General features: G+C 37.7%; 16 protein-coding genes. 1 reads left to right on the plus strand and 15 read right to left on the minus strand.

Features of this window, described 5'->3' with window-relative positions:
- Nucleotides 1-103 precede the first annotated feature (103 nt).
- The 8 genes from HX062_RS06470 to HX062_RS06505 all read right to left on the minus strand — a co-directional run bounded on the left by HX062_RS06470 (nt 104) and on the right by HX062_RS06505 (nt 11746).
- Nucleotides 104-1615 (minus strand): M20/M25/M40 family metallo-hydrolase, encoded by a 1512-nt coding sequence (locus HX062_RS06470; RefSeq protein WP_430530222.1) that lies wholly within the window; start codon nt 1613-1615, stop codon nt 104-106.
- 230 nt (nt 1616-1845) lie between these two features.
- Nucleotides 1846-3426: a calcineurin-like phosphoesterase C-terminal domain-containing protein gene (locus HX062_RS06475; protein ID WP_286466840.1), complete on the minus strand. Its 1581-nt coding sequence runs from the start codon at nt 3424-3426 to the stop codon at nt 1846-1848.
- A gap of 5 nt (nt 3427-3431) precedes the next feature.
- The gene (locus HX062_RS06480; RefSeq protein ID WP_286466897.1) at nt 3432-4421 is read right to left on the minus strand and encodes a metallophosphoesterase family protein; all 990 of its coding nucleotides are present in this window, start codon (nt 4419-4421) and stop codon (nt 3432-3434) included.
- Nucleotides 4409-5839: a SusD/RagB family nutrient-binding outer membrane lipoprotein gene (locus tag HX062_RS06485; RefSeq protein WP_182627089.1), complete on the minus strand. Its 1431-nt coding sequence runs from the start codon at nt 5837-5839 to the stop codon at nt 4409-4411. Before HX062_RS06485 ends, HX062_RS06480 begins: the two co-directional genes overlap by 13 nt.
- Before the next feature lie 15 nt (nt 5840-5854).
- Nucleotides 5855-9274: a SusC/RagA family TonB-linked outer membrane protein gene (locus tag HX062_RS06490; RefSeq protein WP_286466841.1), complete on the minus strand. Its 3420-nt coding sequence runs from the start codon at nt 9272-9274 to the stop codon at nt 5855-5857.
- 90 nt (nt 9275-9364) lie between these two features.
- A complete protein-coding gene (locus tag HX062_RS06495) occupies nt 9365-10297 on the minus strand; it encodes a FecR family protein (RefSeq protein WP_286466843.1) in 933 nt (310 codons plus the stop codon).
- A gap of 98 nt (nt 10298-10395) precedes the next feature.
- Entirely contained in the window at nt 10396-10944 is a 549-nt protein-coding gene (locus tag HX062_RS06500) for an RNA polymerase sigma factor (RefSeq protein ID WP_286466844.1), read from the minus strand.
- Between the two features lie 94 nt (nt 10945-11038).
- Nucleotides 11039-11746, minus strand: coding sequence for a hypothetical protein (locus HX062_RS06505; RefSeq protein ID WP_286466845.1), 708 nt, complete (start codon nt 11744-11746; stop codon nt 11039-11041).
- Nucleotides 11747-12018: 272 nt separating this feature from the next.
- Here HX062_RS06505 and HX062_RS06510 point away from each other — a divergent pair, with 272 nt between their 5' ends.
- Entirely contained in the window at nt 12019-12921 is a 903-nt protein-coding gene (locus HX062_RS06510) for a DMT family transporter (protein WP_286466846.1), read from the plus strand.
- Between the two features lie 59 nt (nt 12922-12980).
- Here the strand turns inward: HX062_RS06510 and HX062_RS06515 are convergent, their stop codons facing one another.
- From HX062_RS06515 to HX062_RS06545, 7 genes are all read right to left on the minus strand, one after another.
- Nucleotides 12981-13529 carry a HugZ family pyridoxamine 5'-phosphate oxidase gene (locus HX062_RS06515; RefSeq protein WP_182627099.1) on the minus strand — a complete coding sequence of 183 codons (549 nt, stop codon included), beginning with the start codon at nt 13527-13529 and terminating at the stop codon, nt 12981-12983.
- A 63-nt stretch (nt 13530-13592) separates the two neighbouring features.
- Nucleotides 13593-13793 (minus strand): helix-turn-helix transcriptional regulator, encoded by a 201-nt coding sequence (locus tag HX062_RS06520; RefSeq protein WP_182627102.1) that lies wholly within the window; start codon nt 13791-13793, stop codon nt 13593-13595.
- Nucleotides 13783-14187 carry a hypothetical protein gene (locus HX062_RS06525; protein ID WP_286466847.1) on the minus strand — a complete coding sequence of 135 codons (405 nt, stop codon included), beginning with the start codon at nt 14185-14187 and terminating at the stop codon, nt 13783-13785. Before HX062_RS06525 ends, HX062_RS06520 begins: the two co-directional genes overlap by 11 nt.
- Before the next feature lie 309 nt (nt 14188-14496).
- Nucleotides 14497-15369, minus strand: a complete 873-nt coding sequence (locus HX062_RS06530) for a hypothetical protein (RefSeq protein WP_286466849.1) — start codon at nt 15367-15369, stop codon at nt 14497-14499.
- Nucleotides 15370-15371: 2 nt separating this feature from the next.
- The gene (locus tag HX062_RS06535; RefSeq protein ID WP_286466850.1) at nt 15372-15875 is read right to left on the minus strand and encodes a GNAT family N-acetyltransferase; all 504 of its coding nucleotides are present in this window, start codon (nt 15873-15875) and stop codon (nt 15372-15374) included.
- 189 nt (nt 15876-16064) lie between these two features.
- Nucleotides 16065-17450 (minus strand): leucyl aminopeptidase family protein, encoded by a 1386-nt coding sequence (locus tag HX062_RS06540; protein ID WP_182627110.1) that lies wholly within the window; start codon nt 17448-17450, stop codon nt 16065-16067.
- Nucleotides 17451-17549: 99 nt separating this feature from the next.
- A complete protein-coding gene (locus HX062_RS06545; protein ID WP_286466852.1) occupies nt 17550-18368 on the minus strand; it encodes a UbiA prenyltransferase family protein in 819 nt (272 codons plus the stop codon).
- Nucleotides 18369-18370 lie beyond the last annotated feature (2 nt).

The following is an 18370-nucleotide window of genomic DNA, read 5'->3' on the forward strand; positions in this document are numbered from 1 at the left end:
TGCTAAAAAACACTAGGTTATAAAAACGCGAATCAATTCGTTAACAAACCATTATAAATTAAGCGTAAAAAAAATGCTTTTACCAAAGGCAAAAGCATTTTTTCTAGTAGTTATTGGAGTTGCGTTGTGGTTCTTTTGAAACGGGCCATTGTTGCTGTTCTCCTTGATCATTGATCGGAAGGTTTACTTTTTCTCTTGGCACCAATTCAGGTTCTTCACTTGCTTTATAGGCCATAATAGCGATGAGAATTGCGTTGTTTTGCACGTCATCAAATACGATTTTATCCGCGGTATCTCGATTGGTATGCCAAGTATAGTTTCCGTAGCCCCAGCTGAGAGAACTCATCATAAATCCTGGAATACCTTTACTGACAAAAGAAACGTGGTCGGATCCACCACCAGAGGGAGACCCTGGATAATGGGTCTTCAACTCTTTTTTATATTCTTTAGGCACTGCCGAAAGCCAGCGTTCTAAAAAGTCATAGGCATGTAAAAACCCTTGTCCTGCTATATTAGCGATACGACCTGTTCCGTTATCTTGATTGAAAACCACTTGAATCTTATCTACTAACTCGGGGTGATCTGCCACAAAAGCACGAGATCCATTTAGTCCTTGTTCTTCACTTCCCCAGTTTCCGATTAGAATGGTGCGTTTAGGGTTGGGTAAAACTTGTTTTAGAATGCGAGTTGCTTCCATCATAGTAATGATTCCCGTTCCGTTATCTGTGGCTCCCGTTCCACCATCCCAGCTATCTAAGTGAGCAGATAGAATAACGTATTCATCTGCTTTTTCTGTTCCTTTTAATTCAGCAATTGTATTAAACGTCTGTGCGATTCCCAAGTCTTTAGATTGTACATTGACATTAATTCTAGGGGATTTTCCGCCTTCCGCAAGACGATAAAGCAAACCATAATCTTCAAAGGCAAGATCTACAGTAGGTACTTTTGTGGTTTGAGCGCCAAAAATTCGATTCGCGCCCATAATTCCTGTCCAATAAGACATTACCACACCTGCAGCTCCTGCTTTTTCCAATATTTTAGGTAGCTCCTTTGCCGTATATCCTGTATTGGTTATGCGCTGGTTCCACGCTTGTTCAATCGCTTCTCTTTCTTTTTTCATTTTCTCGTACGACTCTGCCGTGGCGTATTCTTTCCATTGATAATCTGGTCGTCCACTTGGGGGAAGTGCAGATATCAATATATATTTTCCCTTTATTGAGGGTAGCCAAGCTTCGAAATCGGCTTTCGATTGGGCATCTACTAAGACAACGACTTCTCCTTCAACGCCATTTTTTTTCGTTTCAGGACTCCAAGCTAATTGCATACCTTCTAGTGATTTAATTCGAGGGGCGGTCATCGTAATTTGAGACGTTCCTCTTTCCCATGCCTTCCAGGTTCCATAGGCTTCATTACGAGCCTCCAATCCCATTTTTTGATATTCTTCTTTTACCCAATTGTGCGCCTGCATCATTTGAGGTGTCCCTACTAAACGCGGGCCTATCACATCTAATAATTCAAAGGCATACGCCTTGAGCTGTGAGTGGTGGGTTCCTTCTTTAACGATGGCCTCTACGATAGGATCTTGCTGCTGTGCAAGACTAACGCTACTGGTCATTAGTGCAATTGCCCATAAACTGCATTTGACTGATTGGCTAAAAGCGCTGGTAAACTTCATTGATTTCTGGTTTTAATTTGATCGTAGCAAAATACTCGAATATCTACTGTTACACAACTATTTTTTTGCCTCCCTCAAACGAAGATAGGCGAGCAAATGCCCACCTATCTCAACCAAATTAACACTTCACTTCATGAAATTACTCTACTTCATCTTGACTTATTTTTGTATTATTTACTTGTTCTTGACTCCACTCTAAATGTTTTCACAGTAGAAAATACACGTTCAAACATATCTTTTGTACGAATTTCTACTTGATGTGTTCCTATACTTAAATTGGCCGGAATACGTGCACTCCACAAATGAGGGCTATTCACAGGGTTAGAAGGTCTCTTTCCATCCAAAAGTGTATCAGACAAATCATATTTTTGCACTTTTGCATACAAAGCAGGATCTAGGGTTACCTCTCTTTTCATTTTTTTCCACTCTTGTTGATCAATGCGATATTCGACCACATCAAATTCAGTTCCCATAAATACATTGGCATAAACGAATGAGTTTCCTCCTTTTTTATCTGCAACAACCTGAGGCATAAATACTTCCATACGATAATCATCGGGCTTTCCTGCTACTTTGTAATCTAAAACATACGCATTGTTTTTAACCGATAAGATAGCATAGCCTTTTGGCGTTCCATCACGCATGGTAGATACAGGTAAATTATCTTCATTATATTCCCCTGAATACCAATCTCCTGAAGTGGTTCCTACGTTGTACTCATGTAGTAATTGGTCTTTGTTCCACCCATGTTCTTTTCCATAAAACTGATGGGTTTGCATGTGCATATGAGCAGATAAGAGCAAAACGTGATCAAAATCTGCCAGAGCATCGAGTAGTTCTTGCCTGGCTTGTGCATCAAAGTGTTTTTCATCTCCTACATAAAGTGGGATATGAAAGGCCACGACAATTAAACGATCTTTCTCTACAAACTTTAGATTGTTACGGACAAAATCCAATTGATCTTTTCGAAATCCTCCCCAATATCCTTTTTTAGTCACTGGATGTGGATAAAGAATATCATCCAATACAATAAAATGGGCATTTCCATAATTAAAGGCATAATTAGCTGGACCAAAATTGCGTTCAAAGGTTTCGTCAGAATAACGATCTTCTTCTACATCGTAGTTCATATCGTGATTACCTAACACATTGTACCACGGCAAGTTAATTTCTTTCATTACCTCTTTATAGGGTTGATGTAAACTCAAATCATCCCCCACAATATCCCCTAGACTAATTCCAAAAGAAATACCAGCTGTATGTTGCTTAGCCTCATCGACAATAGCTCTTTTATAATAATCCATTTCTTCCATAGTATAGGGTTGTGGATCACCAAAGACAAAGGCTTTAAAATCGTTATATTCAGTTTGAGGCAACAAGCCAAAGTTCACTTCTTTTGGCAGCTTTCCTGTTGGTGCAATCCCACTGTACTTTAAGTGTTTGGGAGCCCCTTTAGGTTTGTGCATATAATAGTATTTTGGGAGATTGTACTCATCCAAAGCAAAGCGATAACCAGTGGGTTTAATCACAAATATTGGATTGTCATCTGACAGAGGTAATTCATATTTTCCTTGTTCGTCTGTCAATACAACCGTTGTTCCATTACTCACTGCGACCTCGGCTATTGGTCGATCTTTTTTATCTTTTTTGCCATTGGCGTTGACATCTTCATAGACATAACCAATTACTTTATCTTGTGCTCCAACCGCCAACGAGAATAAGAAGGCAATACTTAGAATAATTTTTTTCATGTTGCTTATAACTTAATTAATCGATCTGATATTTTAGCGGCCGAAACGTAGTTCCACGAAACAATAGGTTCTCCTAATTCAACGGGAGAATCTCCAAACCAAGGGGATTCTTTTCCTGTCAAGATCAATTCGTCTGATTCTATTTCTACATGTGCCCATAACGGTTCTTTGTAATAGCCCATATTGCGCAAATACGGGTATTTTTTATACGCCTCCTGTGGAAATGATTGATTGTTATAGGGTTCACCTAACCAACGATAGACTGCGCTGTTTATTTGCACATACTGAATCCCATTGATAACATTAGCATAATCCATGTGATGATGCCCAGAAAAAACAACTTTTACTTTGGTAAACCCCGCTTGTTTATTGCAGTTATCAAATAAAATACGCACTGCTTCTCTATTGTGTACTCCATTGTGATCCAGACCTTGATGAATAAATACAATCGTTGGCAAAGGGGTGGTTTTCAAATCGTGTTCTAACCATTCCAACTGTTCTTTATGAAAGTAAGAAGGATAACGTACACTATCATTTCCCGGAATTTTTCCATTGGCATCTAAAACTACAAAGTGATACCCCTTGCGGTCAAAACTGTAGTAGTTTTTTGTTAATTCAAAAAAATCCATAATCTGTTCCAACGATTTATTTTCATCAAATTCGTGGTTGCCAATCACGTGATAAGCGTCCCCTTGAAAAGAGTTCCAGATATCTACTATGATTTTGTTTTCTTTCTTGGGTACACAAAAATCACCTAATTGAACAATAAAATCTACTTGTTTTCGATTCATCTCATCGACAAACGCTTGTAAACGGTCTGGAGCATCAAAGGTTAGATCTTGATGTAGATCCGTAATAATTCCAAAGCTCAACGTATCTGCTGCCTTAGGTTTTGCTGTACCTTTCGCTTGCATATCGAAAGGGATCGCCGTGGCTAGAGTCCCCAAAGCCATCGTGCGTAAAAAATCACTTCTCTTCATCACTAGTTTGTCCACCAAAGTTTTGCATTCATATTATCTCCACCAATGCGTTGACTGGCTTCTGAATAGTTCGTTGGGTTGTATACCTTTTGATCTGAATGATACAATAAGCGATTAGGCATTTTAGCGTCATTCAACATAGAAGAAGTGGTAGGCAACACTGGTAAGCCAGTACGTCTATATTCAGACCATTGTTGAAAATCTGTAAAGTATAGTGAGATATATTTTTGTAGCATAATTTGCTCCAAACTACCATCGTATTTCACTTTTTCTTGCTCTAAGTAAGACGCAGGCACTTCTTTTCCCGTTACATATGAAACAGCACTTCGAATTCCATTTACATAATACTGAGCTGCATTATTGCTGTTGAAATAGCCACGCTGAGCTAATTCGGCTTTGATAAATTCTACCTCAGCGTGCATCAAGATTGGAATACTCATGGGTGCGACCACTTGCTTATTATTCATATAGGAGGGAGAAAACTTGAACTGTGAATTATCACCAACATAAGCACTCGGAATTCCGACATACCCAATTGACTTTCCTTCTAAATCTTTCGCTTCAGTAGCATATATCTCTAAGCGAGGATCATTTAATTCATTCAAATGATCTACAAAAAAGGCAGAAGCGGATTGACCGTTTGAAAAGTCTAAGGCTCTAGACCAAGGTGATAAATTTGGGGTGATTCCTGTCACCTTTAGTGCTGCACTTTGGCTATTATCTAGTATGATGGGATATTTGTCTTCTTGACTCAATAAAGTCACCATTTTTGTATAAGCCTCGGGATATACATTGGAGATTCTCAACAACAAACGCAAATGAAGGGAATTGGTAAATCGTTGCCAGTTTCTTGTGTTATTGTCAAATAAGATTTCCTTCCCGTATAACATCGGTTTATCGTGAGCATAGAGTGCATTTGCCTCTTCTAAGTCTTGCAACAAGGTCATGTAGATTTCTTGCTGCGTATCATATTTTGGTTTTACACCACCTTCATCTCCTTTGGATGCTTCAGAAAAAGGGATATCTCCAAAAGAATCAGTCAAATTGGAATAAATCCACGCGCGTAAGGTCAATCCAATGGCTTTGTAGTTTGCATCATTTGGGTTGGCTTCTGCGATGCTTAACATTTCTCTAATATTTTTAGCCCATTTATAACTGGCATTCCATTGAGAATTACCTGTATTATCGAGAATTTCATAGCGATGTCTACCTCCATAAAAGCTAGGGTAAGGCAGTTTTACTTGCATGAGTTCTGCCGTGATGTCGTAGTAATTTCTAACATTATTATTAGACATATTGTAAAGGATCTCGTTGAGGAGTGTTCCCGAACTAATTTGATCAATAAGATTGGGATTAGTATTTACTTCTTCAAAATTTTCTGTACAAGAGTAGAAGAAGAAAACCGAAGCGGCTATATAAAGTATTTTTTTCATTTGAGAGATTGTGTATTAAAATTCTACTTTTAGATTAAAACCATACGAAGCTGTGGAAGGCATTTGTCCTGTTTCCATACCAGGAACAATTACGCTACCATTCATTGTTGCGGCTTCCGGATCGTAAATCGGAAAATCAGTAAACGTTTTTAAATCACGTCCGTATACCGTTAGGCTTAAGCCTTCTAGTCCCAAGCGCTTCAATTGTTTTTTAGTAAATGCATACGTTAGAGAGAGTTCTCTAATTTTCAAGAAAGAAGCGTCAAACGTATTAGACTCCACATTCTGATATTCATAGTATTTTCTGTAGTAATTGTCTACACGTATAGGGGTTGTATTCGGTGCATAGCTACCATCTGACTGGAGCACAACACCTTCCCCGATTATTTCTCCTTGTTCACGTCCTTTGAGTGTATGCTTTAGCTGCCCTGCTTCTGTGGCTTTGTGATGGGTATGTGAGTATATTTTTCCTCCATAAGATCCGTCAACCGTCACTCCAAAATGCCAATTTTTGTATTTGAATGTATTAACTAAACCTGCTTTCCATTTGGGCGCTACATCACCAATATACTCAGGATCATCACTTAGAACAGGAACTCCATTATTATAAATGATTTGCCCTTCTGGGCTACGCATAAAATTGCGTCCATATAGAGCAGTCGTTGTTCCACCAACTCTAGCAATTAATCGGCCATTAACTACCGTAGCTAACACTTGTTCCTCCAAATTGTCTTTTAGCTCTAGTACTTCATTTTTATTCGTAGACCAGTTGGCAGAAACATTCCATGTAAAATCTCCGCTCTTAATTGGCGTACCATGTAAAACGAGTTCTAAACCTTTGTTCCTTACTTTTCCTGCATTGATCACTTGAGAGCTAAACCCTTCTGCAATATCCATTGGTAAGACCAATATTTGATTTTTAGTATCTGAATTGTAAAAAGTGACATCAAATCCCAAACGATTTTGAAGCATTTTCATTTCCAAACCTGTTTCCCAACTCGAAGTAATTTCTGGTTTCAAATCGGCATTGTACAGCGTACTTGGCATAGTTGCTGAACTTGGAAAATTACTTTGCGCATAATATTTCGATATTTGATAAGGGTCGGTATCACTTCCTACTTTAGCAAAAGACACCCTATATTTTAAGTAATCTATTGTTGTGGGTAGTACAAACATATCCGACAGAATTGCACTTGCACTCACGGAAGGATAGAAATACGAATTATTTCCGCTAGGTAATGTACTAGACCAATCATTTCTAGCAGTAACGTCTAGGAATAAAAAGTTGTTGTAACCAAATGTCATCATACCATAGAAGCTGTTTACTTTTTTCAACGCATCTGAGGTATTGACAATAGGATTATTTACACCATTGGAGAGCTTATAAACTCCAGGAACTACTAGAGCATCTACCGAAGTTCTCAAGTTTCGATGTGTATATGACATGTGATTAGCTCCCGCCATCACTTGATAATCCAAGGCTTCTGAAATCTTATCTCTATAAGTTAATAAGAAATCAGCATTAATTTCTCTACTTGATATATCTTGACGCGCATAGAAACCTTCTGCATGGCGTTTGCTCGAAAAACCACGTTTTGTCTGTCTAAATTGTGTTAGATTATTGATAGCCAAACGTCCCATAAAATCTAACTTATCGGTCAATTTAATATCTGCTTTTACATTTCCGATAAACTGATTACTGTCTAGTGTATTTTGATCTACGTTGGTAATAAAATAGGGATTACTCGACCATGGAGAAAAAGGATTTAATTGTTCTCTATCTTCTCTACCTACTTTCCACGTGGGTTTATACCAATTAATATCCACATTAGGCAATAAGAACATCATGAAATAAGCCAAGGAACCGTTATTATATCCTAGAACAGGTAAATTATCACTCTTTCTGTTGTTGTAATTCATGACGGCGGATAATTTGATATGATCTGAAATCTGATAATTACCATTGAAGGACGCACCATATTTTTTATAGCCTGTATTAGGAACAATCCACTTGTTATCAGTATGTGAAATATTTAAACGCATGGAACCTTTGTCGTTTCCACCTTGAAAAGCAACCGCATTATTTATAGTAATTCCCGTATCAAAGAAGTCTTTTCTATTATTTTTATAAGGTCTCCACAAGGTGCGTTCAGCAGTTTGTCCCTGAGTTAATGGATCATACTGATAAAAGTATTGGTCTTGGAATCGCGGTCCCCAAGCCTCAGGATGGTTTCCTGTATCTGGTCCATCCGCAGAGTTTCCGAAAGAATAATAGGCCTCCCCATTTTTATCGAAATACCCACCAGATCCTTGCCCGTATTCATACTGGTAATCCGGCCATTTATTGATAACATCAAAAGCGATTGAACTATTATAAGTGATTCCAAATTTATCGTTTTTCTTTCCAGATTTAGTGGTGATAATCAATGCACCATTTGCCGCTCTTGATCCATACAAGGCCGCTGCCGTTGGTCCTTTTAGAACTGTTACGCTTTCAATATCATCTTGGTTCAAATCAGAAATAGCGTTTCCATTATCTACGGGAGAGTCGTTACCAAATGCTGCACTGTTATAGCCATTTGAGTTAATCTCCTGATCCATAGGCACACCATCAATTACAATCAATGCGTAGTTTTTACTGGCATCTAAAGAAGTATTCCCTCTCAATTGAATACGTTGAGAGTTAATAGGTCCCGTTCCTCCCGAAGCGATGTTTAACCCCGCAACTTTTCCTTTTAATCCACTAGACCAGTTATTTGCAACTGCTGTAGCTAATTTTTCCGCATTGACTGTTTCTTGTGCATACCCTAGGCGCTTTTCTTCTCGTTTTATTCCCAAAGCTGTAACAATGACTTCATCTAAACTCGTTTGATCATCTTGTAAGATAATATTCATATTTTGCGCTGCTCGTACAATTTGAGTTTTGTACCCAATAAAGGAAATTTCTATGTCATCAACCCCCACGTTTGCCGTAATACTAAATGCCCCATTAACATCTGTTGCAACTCCTTTATCAGTTCCCTTAATCGTTACAGTTGCTCCTGGTACAGTAAAGCCGTCCTTATCTTTCACCACTCCTTTAATTAATTGGTGGTTTTGTTGTTCTTTTACTGAGATTGTCGTACCCGATATCTGGTAGGTCAATCCATATTCATTAGAGACCTGATCTAACACATCGGTAATGTTTCGGTCTTTTACTGCAATAGCAATTTTCTTATTCGTTTTCAACACTTCGTCAGAGGCCATTACTGTGTAATTGGTTTGCTTTTTGACATCTTCAAAAACTTCTTCTATTGACAGCCCATCAGCATCCCCTGTTAGAAGTATAGCATTTTGCTGTGCGTAAATCCCCGTGCCGAACGTGCCACTCAACGTTAGGACACACATCCATTTTTGATAGGATATATTCCTACTTTTAAATAATTTTAGATACATTTTATTATCTTTGGTTTTTGGTTAATCAATATTTTGTTGATACTTAAATAATCGACCTGTTTATAGCTGCAACTATAGGCAGGTTTTTTTCTATTTTACGCTTATTTCAATGGTTCCATCTGTCTTTTGCACATGGTATATTCCATACAAAAAGTTCAAACTGTTTAATATTTCCTCTATGCTATTGTATTTAAAATCTCCAGATATGGTCAAGGTAGGTACTGCCTGTCCTTTCCACCTAATTTTGGTGTTTAACCTTCTATTGAGCACATGAATAACCTCATGAATGTTTGCTTGTCTAAATTTTAAATTCCCCTTATGCCATTGATCTAAATCTTGTTTTTCCATCGCATAAGCTTTAAATTGTTGTTGATTGGTTAGAAAATCTACTTTTTCATTTGCATGTAGAATTACCTTCTTCGTTTCTTCGACATCACTCACCTGAACTTTTCCTTCGTGTACACTCACACTAATCGTTTCTCCTTTTACATCGTTAACATTAAACTTTGTCCCTAATACTTTTACATGTAAGTTCTCACTTTTTACTTGAAAAGATTGCTTAGAATGCGTTCGTTTTACTTCAAAAAAAGCTTCGCCATTTAATTGAACAATACGTTGATTTTCTTCAAATTGAGCGGGATATTGTAATGAACTTCCACCACTGAGATACACCAAAGTAGAATCACTCAGGTGAAAAACGATTTGCTCTCCTTTTTGGGCAGATTTCGTTATCCATTGAGGTTCTGGATGTGCAAAAACAAAAAAATACAATAGTCCAATTCCTGCCAAACAAGCGGCAAGTGCGGTATAGCGTAAGACTGCTGTTCTAAAAATAGTTGGTTTAGTTTGATGGGGTAGTGCGCGATGTAAACGATGGTATAGCGATCTATCTCGTCTTGTTTCTTCTGCTGTAACTCCACCTACTTGCAGCGCATTAAAAAATTGATCCACTATAGTTTCTTCCGTTGAGGAAGCTGTTCCTTTGTGGTACTTCAATAAAAGTGTTTTAAATTTTTTATACATTATAGTCTTGTGATCTAATACTATAATGAAGTACGGGAAACACCCCCTTTCCCCTACGCCAAAAACAAGGCTTAACGATTAGATAAACTACAAAACAATTAGGTAATACTAAAGAGGGTTATCATCCATATAGCCTCTGAGATATCCGCTATATAAGAGGTAGATTCTCTTAATAACTTTAGGGCTTTGTTGATTTGGTTTTCTACGGTACTCTCGGTAATCCCTAGATTATGAGCAATATCCTTATAGGTGCGTTGCTCATAAAAACGCATTTTAAAAATCAACAAGCAACGATCGGGTAAAACGGCGGTTGCTGTTTTTTCGATTTCATCCAATAAGAGGGTCTTAATATCTTCATCGGGTAGGTCTTCCAAATCCGGAACTAAACCGACAATTTTCTCTACCTGAACCGAATCAAAACGGCGATTGTACAACGATTTGGCGCATTGATTTCGAATCGCCTGAAACAAATAAGCGCGCGGGTGTTCGACTCTGACTTGTCGATTCCAAAAATCGATAAAAACTTCTTGTACGATATCTTCCGCGATGGCTTTTTCGCGTACCACATTATAGGCAAAACTGTATAATTCAGCCCAGTGTTTTTGAAAGATGTGATCAAAATCATTAGCATGGCTTACCATGGGCATCTGCATTTATGGATTGATGCAAGCAAATGTAGAGGTAAAGTATGCTTTTGGCTTTAATTCACTGTTAAGTTTTTTCTTTTATATGCTACCGGATCTACTCGTAGTATTCATAAGTAAAAGTCGTTTTACTCCACAGCTGATTGTTTTCATCGTAGACTCGTTTCTCAGCAATATTACCCTGAGAGTCAAAAACGGTATTTCGAAAGGTCAATACCCGAGTATCTCCATAGGGTTGCAGTGTTTTTTGTTCTAGTTGAACTTCATACCCCTGAGCATCGTATTGATGGAGCGACTTTGTTTCTAGTTGAACTTCGCCATTTTCCTTATTCGAAATAAGTAAGTGTATCGAGCGTACCTTATTTTGATTGGAAAAAGACAAGCTCATGCTCCCTTTATTGTCGGGTTTATTAAAATAGATATAGGTAAATTCGCACATATGCGCATTAGTCCACAGTTGTACAATATCCGTTGCCTTAGTTCCATCTGCATTTAGACTCATCGCATGGCGTTGATCGTTTTGGTATTCAAAATACTGAAGTTCACCTAATTTGGTATAATCTACGGGCATCGCATCCCCTTCTGCTCGTGTTCCGCGATACACTATTTTATAGGTGAAAAATCCACTTTCATCGAAATAAATCACTTCTTTTTTTGCTTCATTGCCATCCTGAGGCTGATCGATACTCGTTAGCGTTTTGACTTTACCTTTCAAGTTTTCCACTTGCCAATCCGTCAAGGGCTGTGCAAAACAAGTGCTGATAAACATAATAAAGAATAGACAAATACCAAGGAGAGATTTCATACGCTACAAAATTAAAAAGGAAACGGAAGCCGTAAAAATACGTCTTTTTCCAACATAGTACACACACTAGAAGTAGGCCATTCGATTAATCAATTCGGATTATATTCAGATATCCTTTAGGGAGTTGATTTTTATTTGAAGGAAAAACAGCACAGGTTTTAAGCAAAGTTGCTACATATTACGATCTTGGCAATTGTTTTTTGAGGCATATACTCCCCAAACAGAAGCTGTATCTTTGCGCGGAATTTTTAATACGTAAACTAATATTTAAAATGAAAAACCTAAAAGGAGTTTTATTCGCATTGATTTCCTCGGGTACATTTGGTTTGGTTCCGCTGTTTTCGCTGCCACTACTAGTACCGAGCTTGCGACCTGAAGGAGTGGCGGCTATCGGCATACCGACCATTTTGTTCTATCGCTTTTTGTTTTCATCTGCTACCATGGGAGCAGTTTGTCTCTACAAAAAAACAAGTTTAAAAGTTTCTATTAAGGATTTAGCAGTCGTCTTTTTCTTGGCTTTACTCTATGCCGCAACCGCCAAGTTTTTGGTCGACTCATATGAATACATTGCTAGTGGATTGGCGACAACCGTTCACTTTTTATATCCCCTTTTTGTCAGTATCATTATGATTGTTTTCTTCAAGGAAAAAAAATCAATGGTCTTGCTCATTGCTTCTCTTCTCTCTCTTTTGGGCGTTGGAATGATGTGTTGGCATGGAGAAGCATCTCCAGCCTTATTCAGCGGGTTGATTTTATCTGCCTTAACTATCTTCACCTATGGGCTTTATATTGTAGGATTGAACAAATCGAGAATTTCCAATATGAACTTCGATTCCCTAACGTTTTACGTTTTACTGATGGGCTGTTTGATTTTCTTTTTTTATGCCGTACTCACCACGGGAATAGAACCTATTTCTTTGAGAGCAGATTGGGTGAATTTAATTCTATTGGGCGTCTTCGCTACGTTTATCTCTGATTTGTGCTTGGTATTGGCTGTGAAACACGCAGGTTCAACAATTACCTCTATTTTAGGGTCTATGGAACCTGTTGTCGCTGTTTTAATCGGCACGCTGTTCTTTGGAGAATTCTTTAATTGGATGGCTGCATTAGGCTTGTTCTTTGTGTTGCTATCCGTCACCTTAGTAATTGTCTTTAGTAAACAGAAGGAAACATAAAATAAAAAAAGTCTTTGGTCAATGACCAAAGACTTTCTTATTTCAACACTAAGTGTACATTATTTTTTTACATCTACGTTATGCTGACCATGGGCACCATGTCTGTGCTCAATCACCTGTAAATTCTCATCTACAAAATAAGCGCTTCCGAATCCATTTACATAAGATCCTTTGATTGGCTTTAAATTGAACATGATAAAGTCCTCTAAATTTCCTAAAACCTCGATTACTTTTCCATGTCTCTCTCTTAAATCAACCATCGCTTGGTCGTATAACGGATTCTCTTTTGCGATTAATTCCGCTTCTGTTTCAATTGTTAAACGGTGTCTAGCGTATAATTGTTTTGATGAACTCTCATCTTCTACAAACATAAAAGATACTTTTTTGCGATCTCTTAAGTTCTTTGTATGCTTCGCCATGAAAGATACCAAAACTTGAAACTCATTCCCAACTCTCGAATACGGAGCTGTACTTACTAGTGGTGAACCGTCTTCATTGATTGAAGCAATCATCACTGATTTGCACTCGTTAATTAGTTCTTCAACTTTAGGCGCTTTTGGCTTTACTTTATGCTGATCGAAGTTTGGGTTAAGTGTATCTGTACTCATTGTAATTGTATTTATATTGTCGGGCTAAGATACGAAATTATTTAAACTAAATAAGAATAATAATCAATCCGTTTCTTCTAAAATAAACAACTCTTCTACCCTAACCTTCAATATTCGCGCGAGTTTCAAAGCTAAAATTGTAGAGGGCACGTATCGGTTTGACTCAATCGAATGAATGGTCTGCCTAGATACTTGAATAGCATCTGCTAAGTCTTGTTGGGTCAAATAGCAACGTAGGCGCTCCTCCTTTACCTTATTCGTCATCTAAACTTCGTTTTAATTTTTGATACTGTGCTTCGAAAATAAAATTAACAAAAATCATTCCTTCTAAGATACGTCCTGCAGCTCCCTTGTCTTGCATTTCCCCTGGATCAACAATATCCCAGATTGCAGTAACAAATATACCAATAATCATATAGAGAATCCCACCAGCCATTCCCTTTAATCGCATATCGACAAACATCTCATCGTCAATTTTGCGTCGCGTGAAAAAATAGATAAACAAACTTAAATTAAACATGTTAATTGATATCGCCTTGGCCTGAACGCGATACTCACCTATGTGATCTTTTAATGCAAAAATCAATACAATAGACAACAAGATAAGACCTAAGGCAATCCATCTAAAATAACGAGGGAATAACGGAAATTGTTTCATTAGTTAGTAGTTATTAGTTAGCACAAATGTAAAGCTTACTTTACAATATTGCAAAGTAAGCTTTACATTTTTAACTAATTATTTTTTTCGCTTTACGAAATAAATATAGTTCTACATACAAACAGAAAAGAAACTGTCTAATAAGCTGCTCTAAAACTACTACAACATTGAAGCAATGGTGAATCATCCGATTCCTGTACAAATTGTGTCTCTTTATTTCAGGACGGGGCAAAAAGTCTAGTTTTATACAAGACAAAAGAGGGTGACCTCTTGGGACACCCTCTTTTGTCTTGAATGGATTTTAATTTCTTAGTTTTTTCTTGCAAAGTAATAGGGATCCTCAAAATATTTATTCTTTTGGATATAAGCATAGCCTCCTTTTTTATCGATTATCCAATTGAATCGATGGATAAGATCTGCTCCAATATAGCTAGTAGTTTGATTTTTGATTTCTCCTGTAAACATCTGAACGGTAGCCTTTTCAAAGCGTATACCTCCTACCGTTATAGCAGGTATTTCACAGACTAAACTTGTCAGCTTTTGACCCGCTGCATTCAGCATTGTTTTTTCTTCTAATCGAGGGAGTACATCAGCTAAATGGTATTCATCCGCAAGGTGATTATTAAACAAAAGAGCCCCTGAAAAGCCCGATTGTAACAACACTTTTATCTGTATTTCTTTTGCTTCCACTGTACTTACTACCTCAACAAATAACTGCCCATTTTTTTGTTCTAAAGGCAAGCGAATAAAATCAGTGGTCGCTGGAAGTGTGTCATATAGTTCAAATTGAGACATATCATAATTGATTTTGACGATGTGATCGCCAAACAATTGCGTACCAATTTTACCTTCAGCCCCATTTCCTGTGTATTCGTTGTCCCAAATCCAAATGGGTTCTACACTCGTTCTTCCAACTTGAATGCGATTGCCTTTACTCAATCCCTCTGGAAACTCAGTGGTATCAAAGACTACAGATTTCACTGGATGCATTCGATTAGGCGCTAAAGAAGCTTCTTGCATTGCAAGTTGAAACATTAAATCAACCGTATCTTTTTGATTAATGATTCCCTCAACTAAGATATTGTAATGCCCATTCATTTTAAATGGGATAACTTCCTGTGCTTGACCTATTGTATAAAAAAGACAGCAAAGAAAGGCTGCAAAACGCGATGCACTTTTCATCTTTACAAGCTTAATTGGTAGATGTAATCGTCCATCACGTAGCCCTCTCCAATATCAAAGGTTTTCGACTCAATACAGTGGAAGCCATTTCGCTCGTAAAAAGCAATGGCTTTGGCGTTGTGTTTATTCACTGTTAAATAAACCGCATCCGCTTTATTTCCAGCAGCATATTCGATTACGTGATCCAACATTAGTTTTCCCAATCCTTTCTGTTGTTGATCGGTATCTAAGTATATTTTTGATAAAAATACGCGATTATCTTCCATTAATTTATAATCGAGATACCCTAATACTTGCCCATCAACCACAAATAATTCCCAACGATACCCGTCTTGGATTTCCTTGACAATGCGTTCATCCCTATACATCATGGGCAACATATAATCAATTTGAGCAGGATCGAGTAAAGGTCCGTATGTCTTCTGCCAAATTTTCTCCGCTAAAGGTCGGATAACCTGCATGTTTTCTGGGGTAACGGCTTGGAATTCGATAGCTATATTTTGCATGTTCTTATGTTTTATGCGGTTTATTCTTTGTTCGATTGTTTTTAGTTTTAAAAATTCCCCCTATATCTCACTGATTTTATATAGGCCTTAGTGTTCGATGAACCTACACTGTGTTTCGGTTTCCCATCTCTAAATAAAAAAAGCAGTAAACTCAACATTTACTGCTTTTCTATCGTCAAATATAAAAAATTAGGCTTGATAATTGGTTAAGAAATCAACTAAAGTACGGATTCCACTTCCTGTTCCTCCGTTTCCTTTGTAATCTCTTGGTGCATCCATCCAAGCTGGACCTGCAATATCGATATGCACATAGGGTGCTTTTGCGAAGTGCTCTAAGAATTTACCTGCTGTAATAGTTCCAGCAAAACGTCCACCGATATTTTTCATATCAGCTACGTTCGATTTCAACAAATCTTTATAGTCATCCCAGAATGGCAATTGAGCTAAACGCTCGTGTACTTTATATCCAGAAGCTACAATGGCTTGCATTGTTTTTTCGTCATTCCCCATAATACAAGAAGCGATATCTCCAGCTACAACTAGCGCTGCTCCTGTTAGGGTTGCGGCGTCAATAATAACTTCAGGCTCATATTGTGTAGCATAAGCGATCGCATCACCTAAGATCATACGTCCCTCAGCATCTGTATTCAATACTTCAACCGTTGTGCCATCATACATTGTAATCACGTCACCAGGTGCATAGGCATCTCCTCCCGGGCGGTTATCTGTTGCAGGGATTAGACCTATTATATGCACGTTTAGTTGATTCAATGCAGCTGCATAGATAGTACCAGCCATACAAGCTGCTCCCCCCATATCGCTCTTCATAGAGTCCATCGATCCTGCTGTTGGTTTTAAACTCAATCCTCCTGTATCGTAAACTACTCCTTTACCAACTAAAACAATTGGTTTTTTGTTGATTGGATTCGCAGGCTTATACTCCATAATTGTGAAGGTTGGCTGCTCTACAGACCCTTTATTAACGGCTAATAAACCACCCATTCTCAAGGCTTCAATTTCTTGTTTCCCCAATACTTTTACTGAGAACTGAGCTTCATTCCCCAATACTTCAATTTCTTTAGCTAATTGTGTAGCTGTCAAAAAACTAACAGGCTCATTGACCATAGTACGCGCCCAGTAAACCGCTTTAATTGTGTGATTCAAATCACTGATTTGCTTAGCCTCAAAGTTTCCTTTTACTTCAATCGTTTCTAAAGCGTACTTCATTGATTCTCCTTCTTTGAAGTATTTTAAGAATTGATAATTTGAAAGTGCAATTCCCTCTGTCAATGCCAAAGTCGCTTCTCCATTTCCAACTACAACAAGGGAATCTGATTTTTTATCTAACTGCTTGCGGATATTGAATCCTGCCAAACGCATTTTCTCTAAATTGGTATTCTCTTTTACAAAAAAGAAATATTGATTTCCAATTTTTGCAAAATCTTCTTCTTTTTCTCCTGCTTCAAATGCTTGTACAAAGTCATTTAATAGAGCGGGAACTTCAACAGTGTTATCATTACCTAAAACGAAAACTACATTTCCGTTTGCTTGAACGTCATTTACAAGTTGTATCATCTTTGTTGTTTTTATTCGTACAAATATACATTTTTTTAGACACAGCTAAAAATCAAACGCAAAAAGATTCAGGTTTGTTTTTCTTTTAAGTGGCTTGAATTATCCTTCTAGCAAAACCAAGAACCACCAAAAAAGGGGAACACTTTCTACCCAAAACAAGCTAAAATAAGCGCTGCGTTTAGGTGAGGCTAACAGAATAAAAATCAAAACTATACAGACAATAATAAAACTATTCCACGCTTGTATAGGCTGAAAACCGACTTTAAAAAATTCAATCACAAAAAAGGGAATAGTCAATCCTGCCAACAACCACTTTGTTTTTTGGGTACCCAACAGTTGGGGGATTGTTTTGAGGTACTTCTCATCATATTGTAAATCTACGATTTCAAATATTCCAATGAGGATGAGAACCAAGAGAAAACGCTGAAGGAATTTAATCCATATGTCGAGGGAGAGTTCGAGATTTGCATGGAGAATTGGAATAATTAAAGTAACGGTAGCCCAACACAAACAAACGATATAAACCTTTAAACCCGACAAATTTCGAAGGTTGGGAATGTGCTTAGAAATGGGAACAGCATAGAGCACTGCAAGGACGAGCAAGGAGAGGGTAACGACTTGGGCCAAGTAATTCAAAAAGAAAAAACAAACGATGCCTACCAATAATCCTACCACACTTATTCCAATGATTGCTTTCATTTTTCTAGACAAGCTATGTCGATGTGCCACAACAAAATCCGCATATTTTATAAAATTATAGGAAAACAACGTGCCTGAAAAGGCTAGTAAAGATACCGTCCAATCGAAGGGCAATCGACAGAAATAGAAGGTCATTTGGACCAATGCAAACACGGCGAAAGAAACGTGTACACTCGCTTTGAGATAAAAATCAAATACTTTTGTAAGGGCTTTTCCCATCC

It is taken from the genome of Myroides sp. DF42-4-2, from assembly GCF_030326445.1.
Classification (GTDB): Bacteria; Bacteroidota; Bacteroidia; order Flavobacteriales; family Flavobacteriaceae; genus Flavobacterium.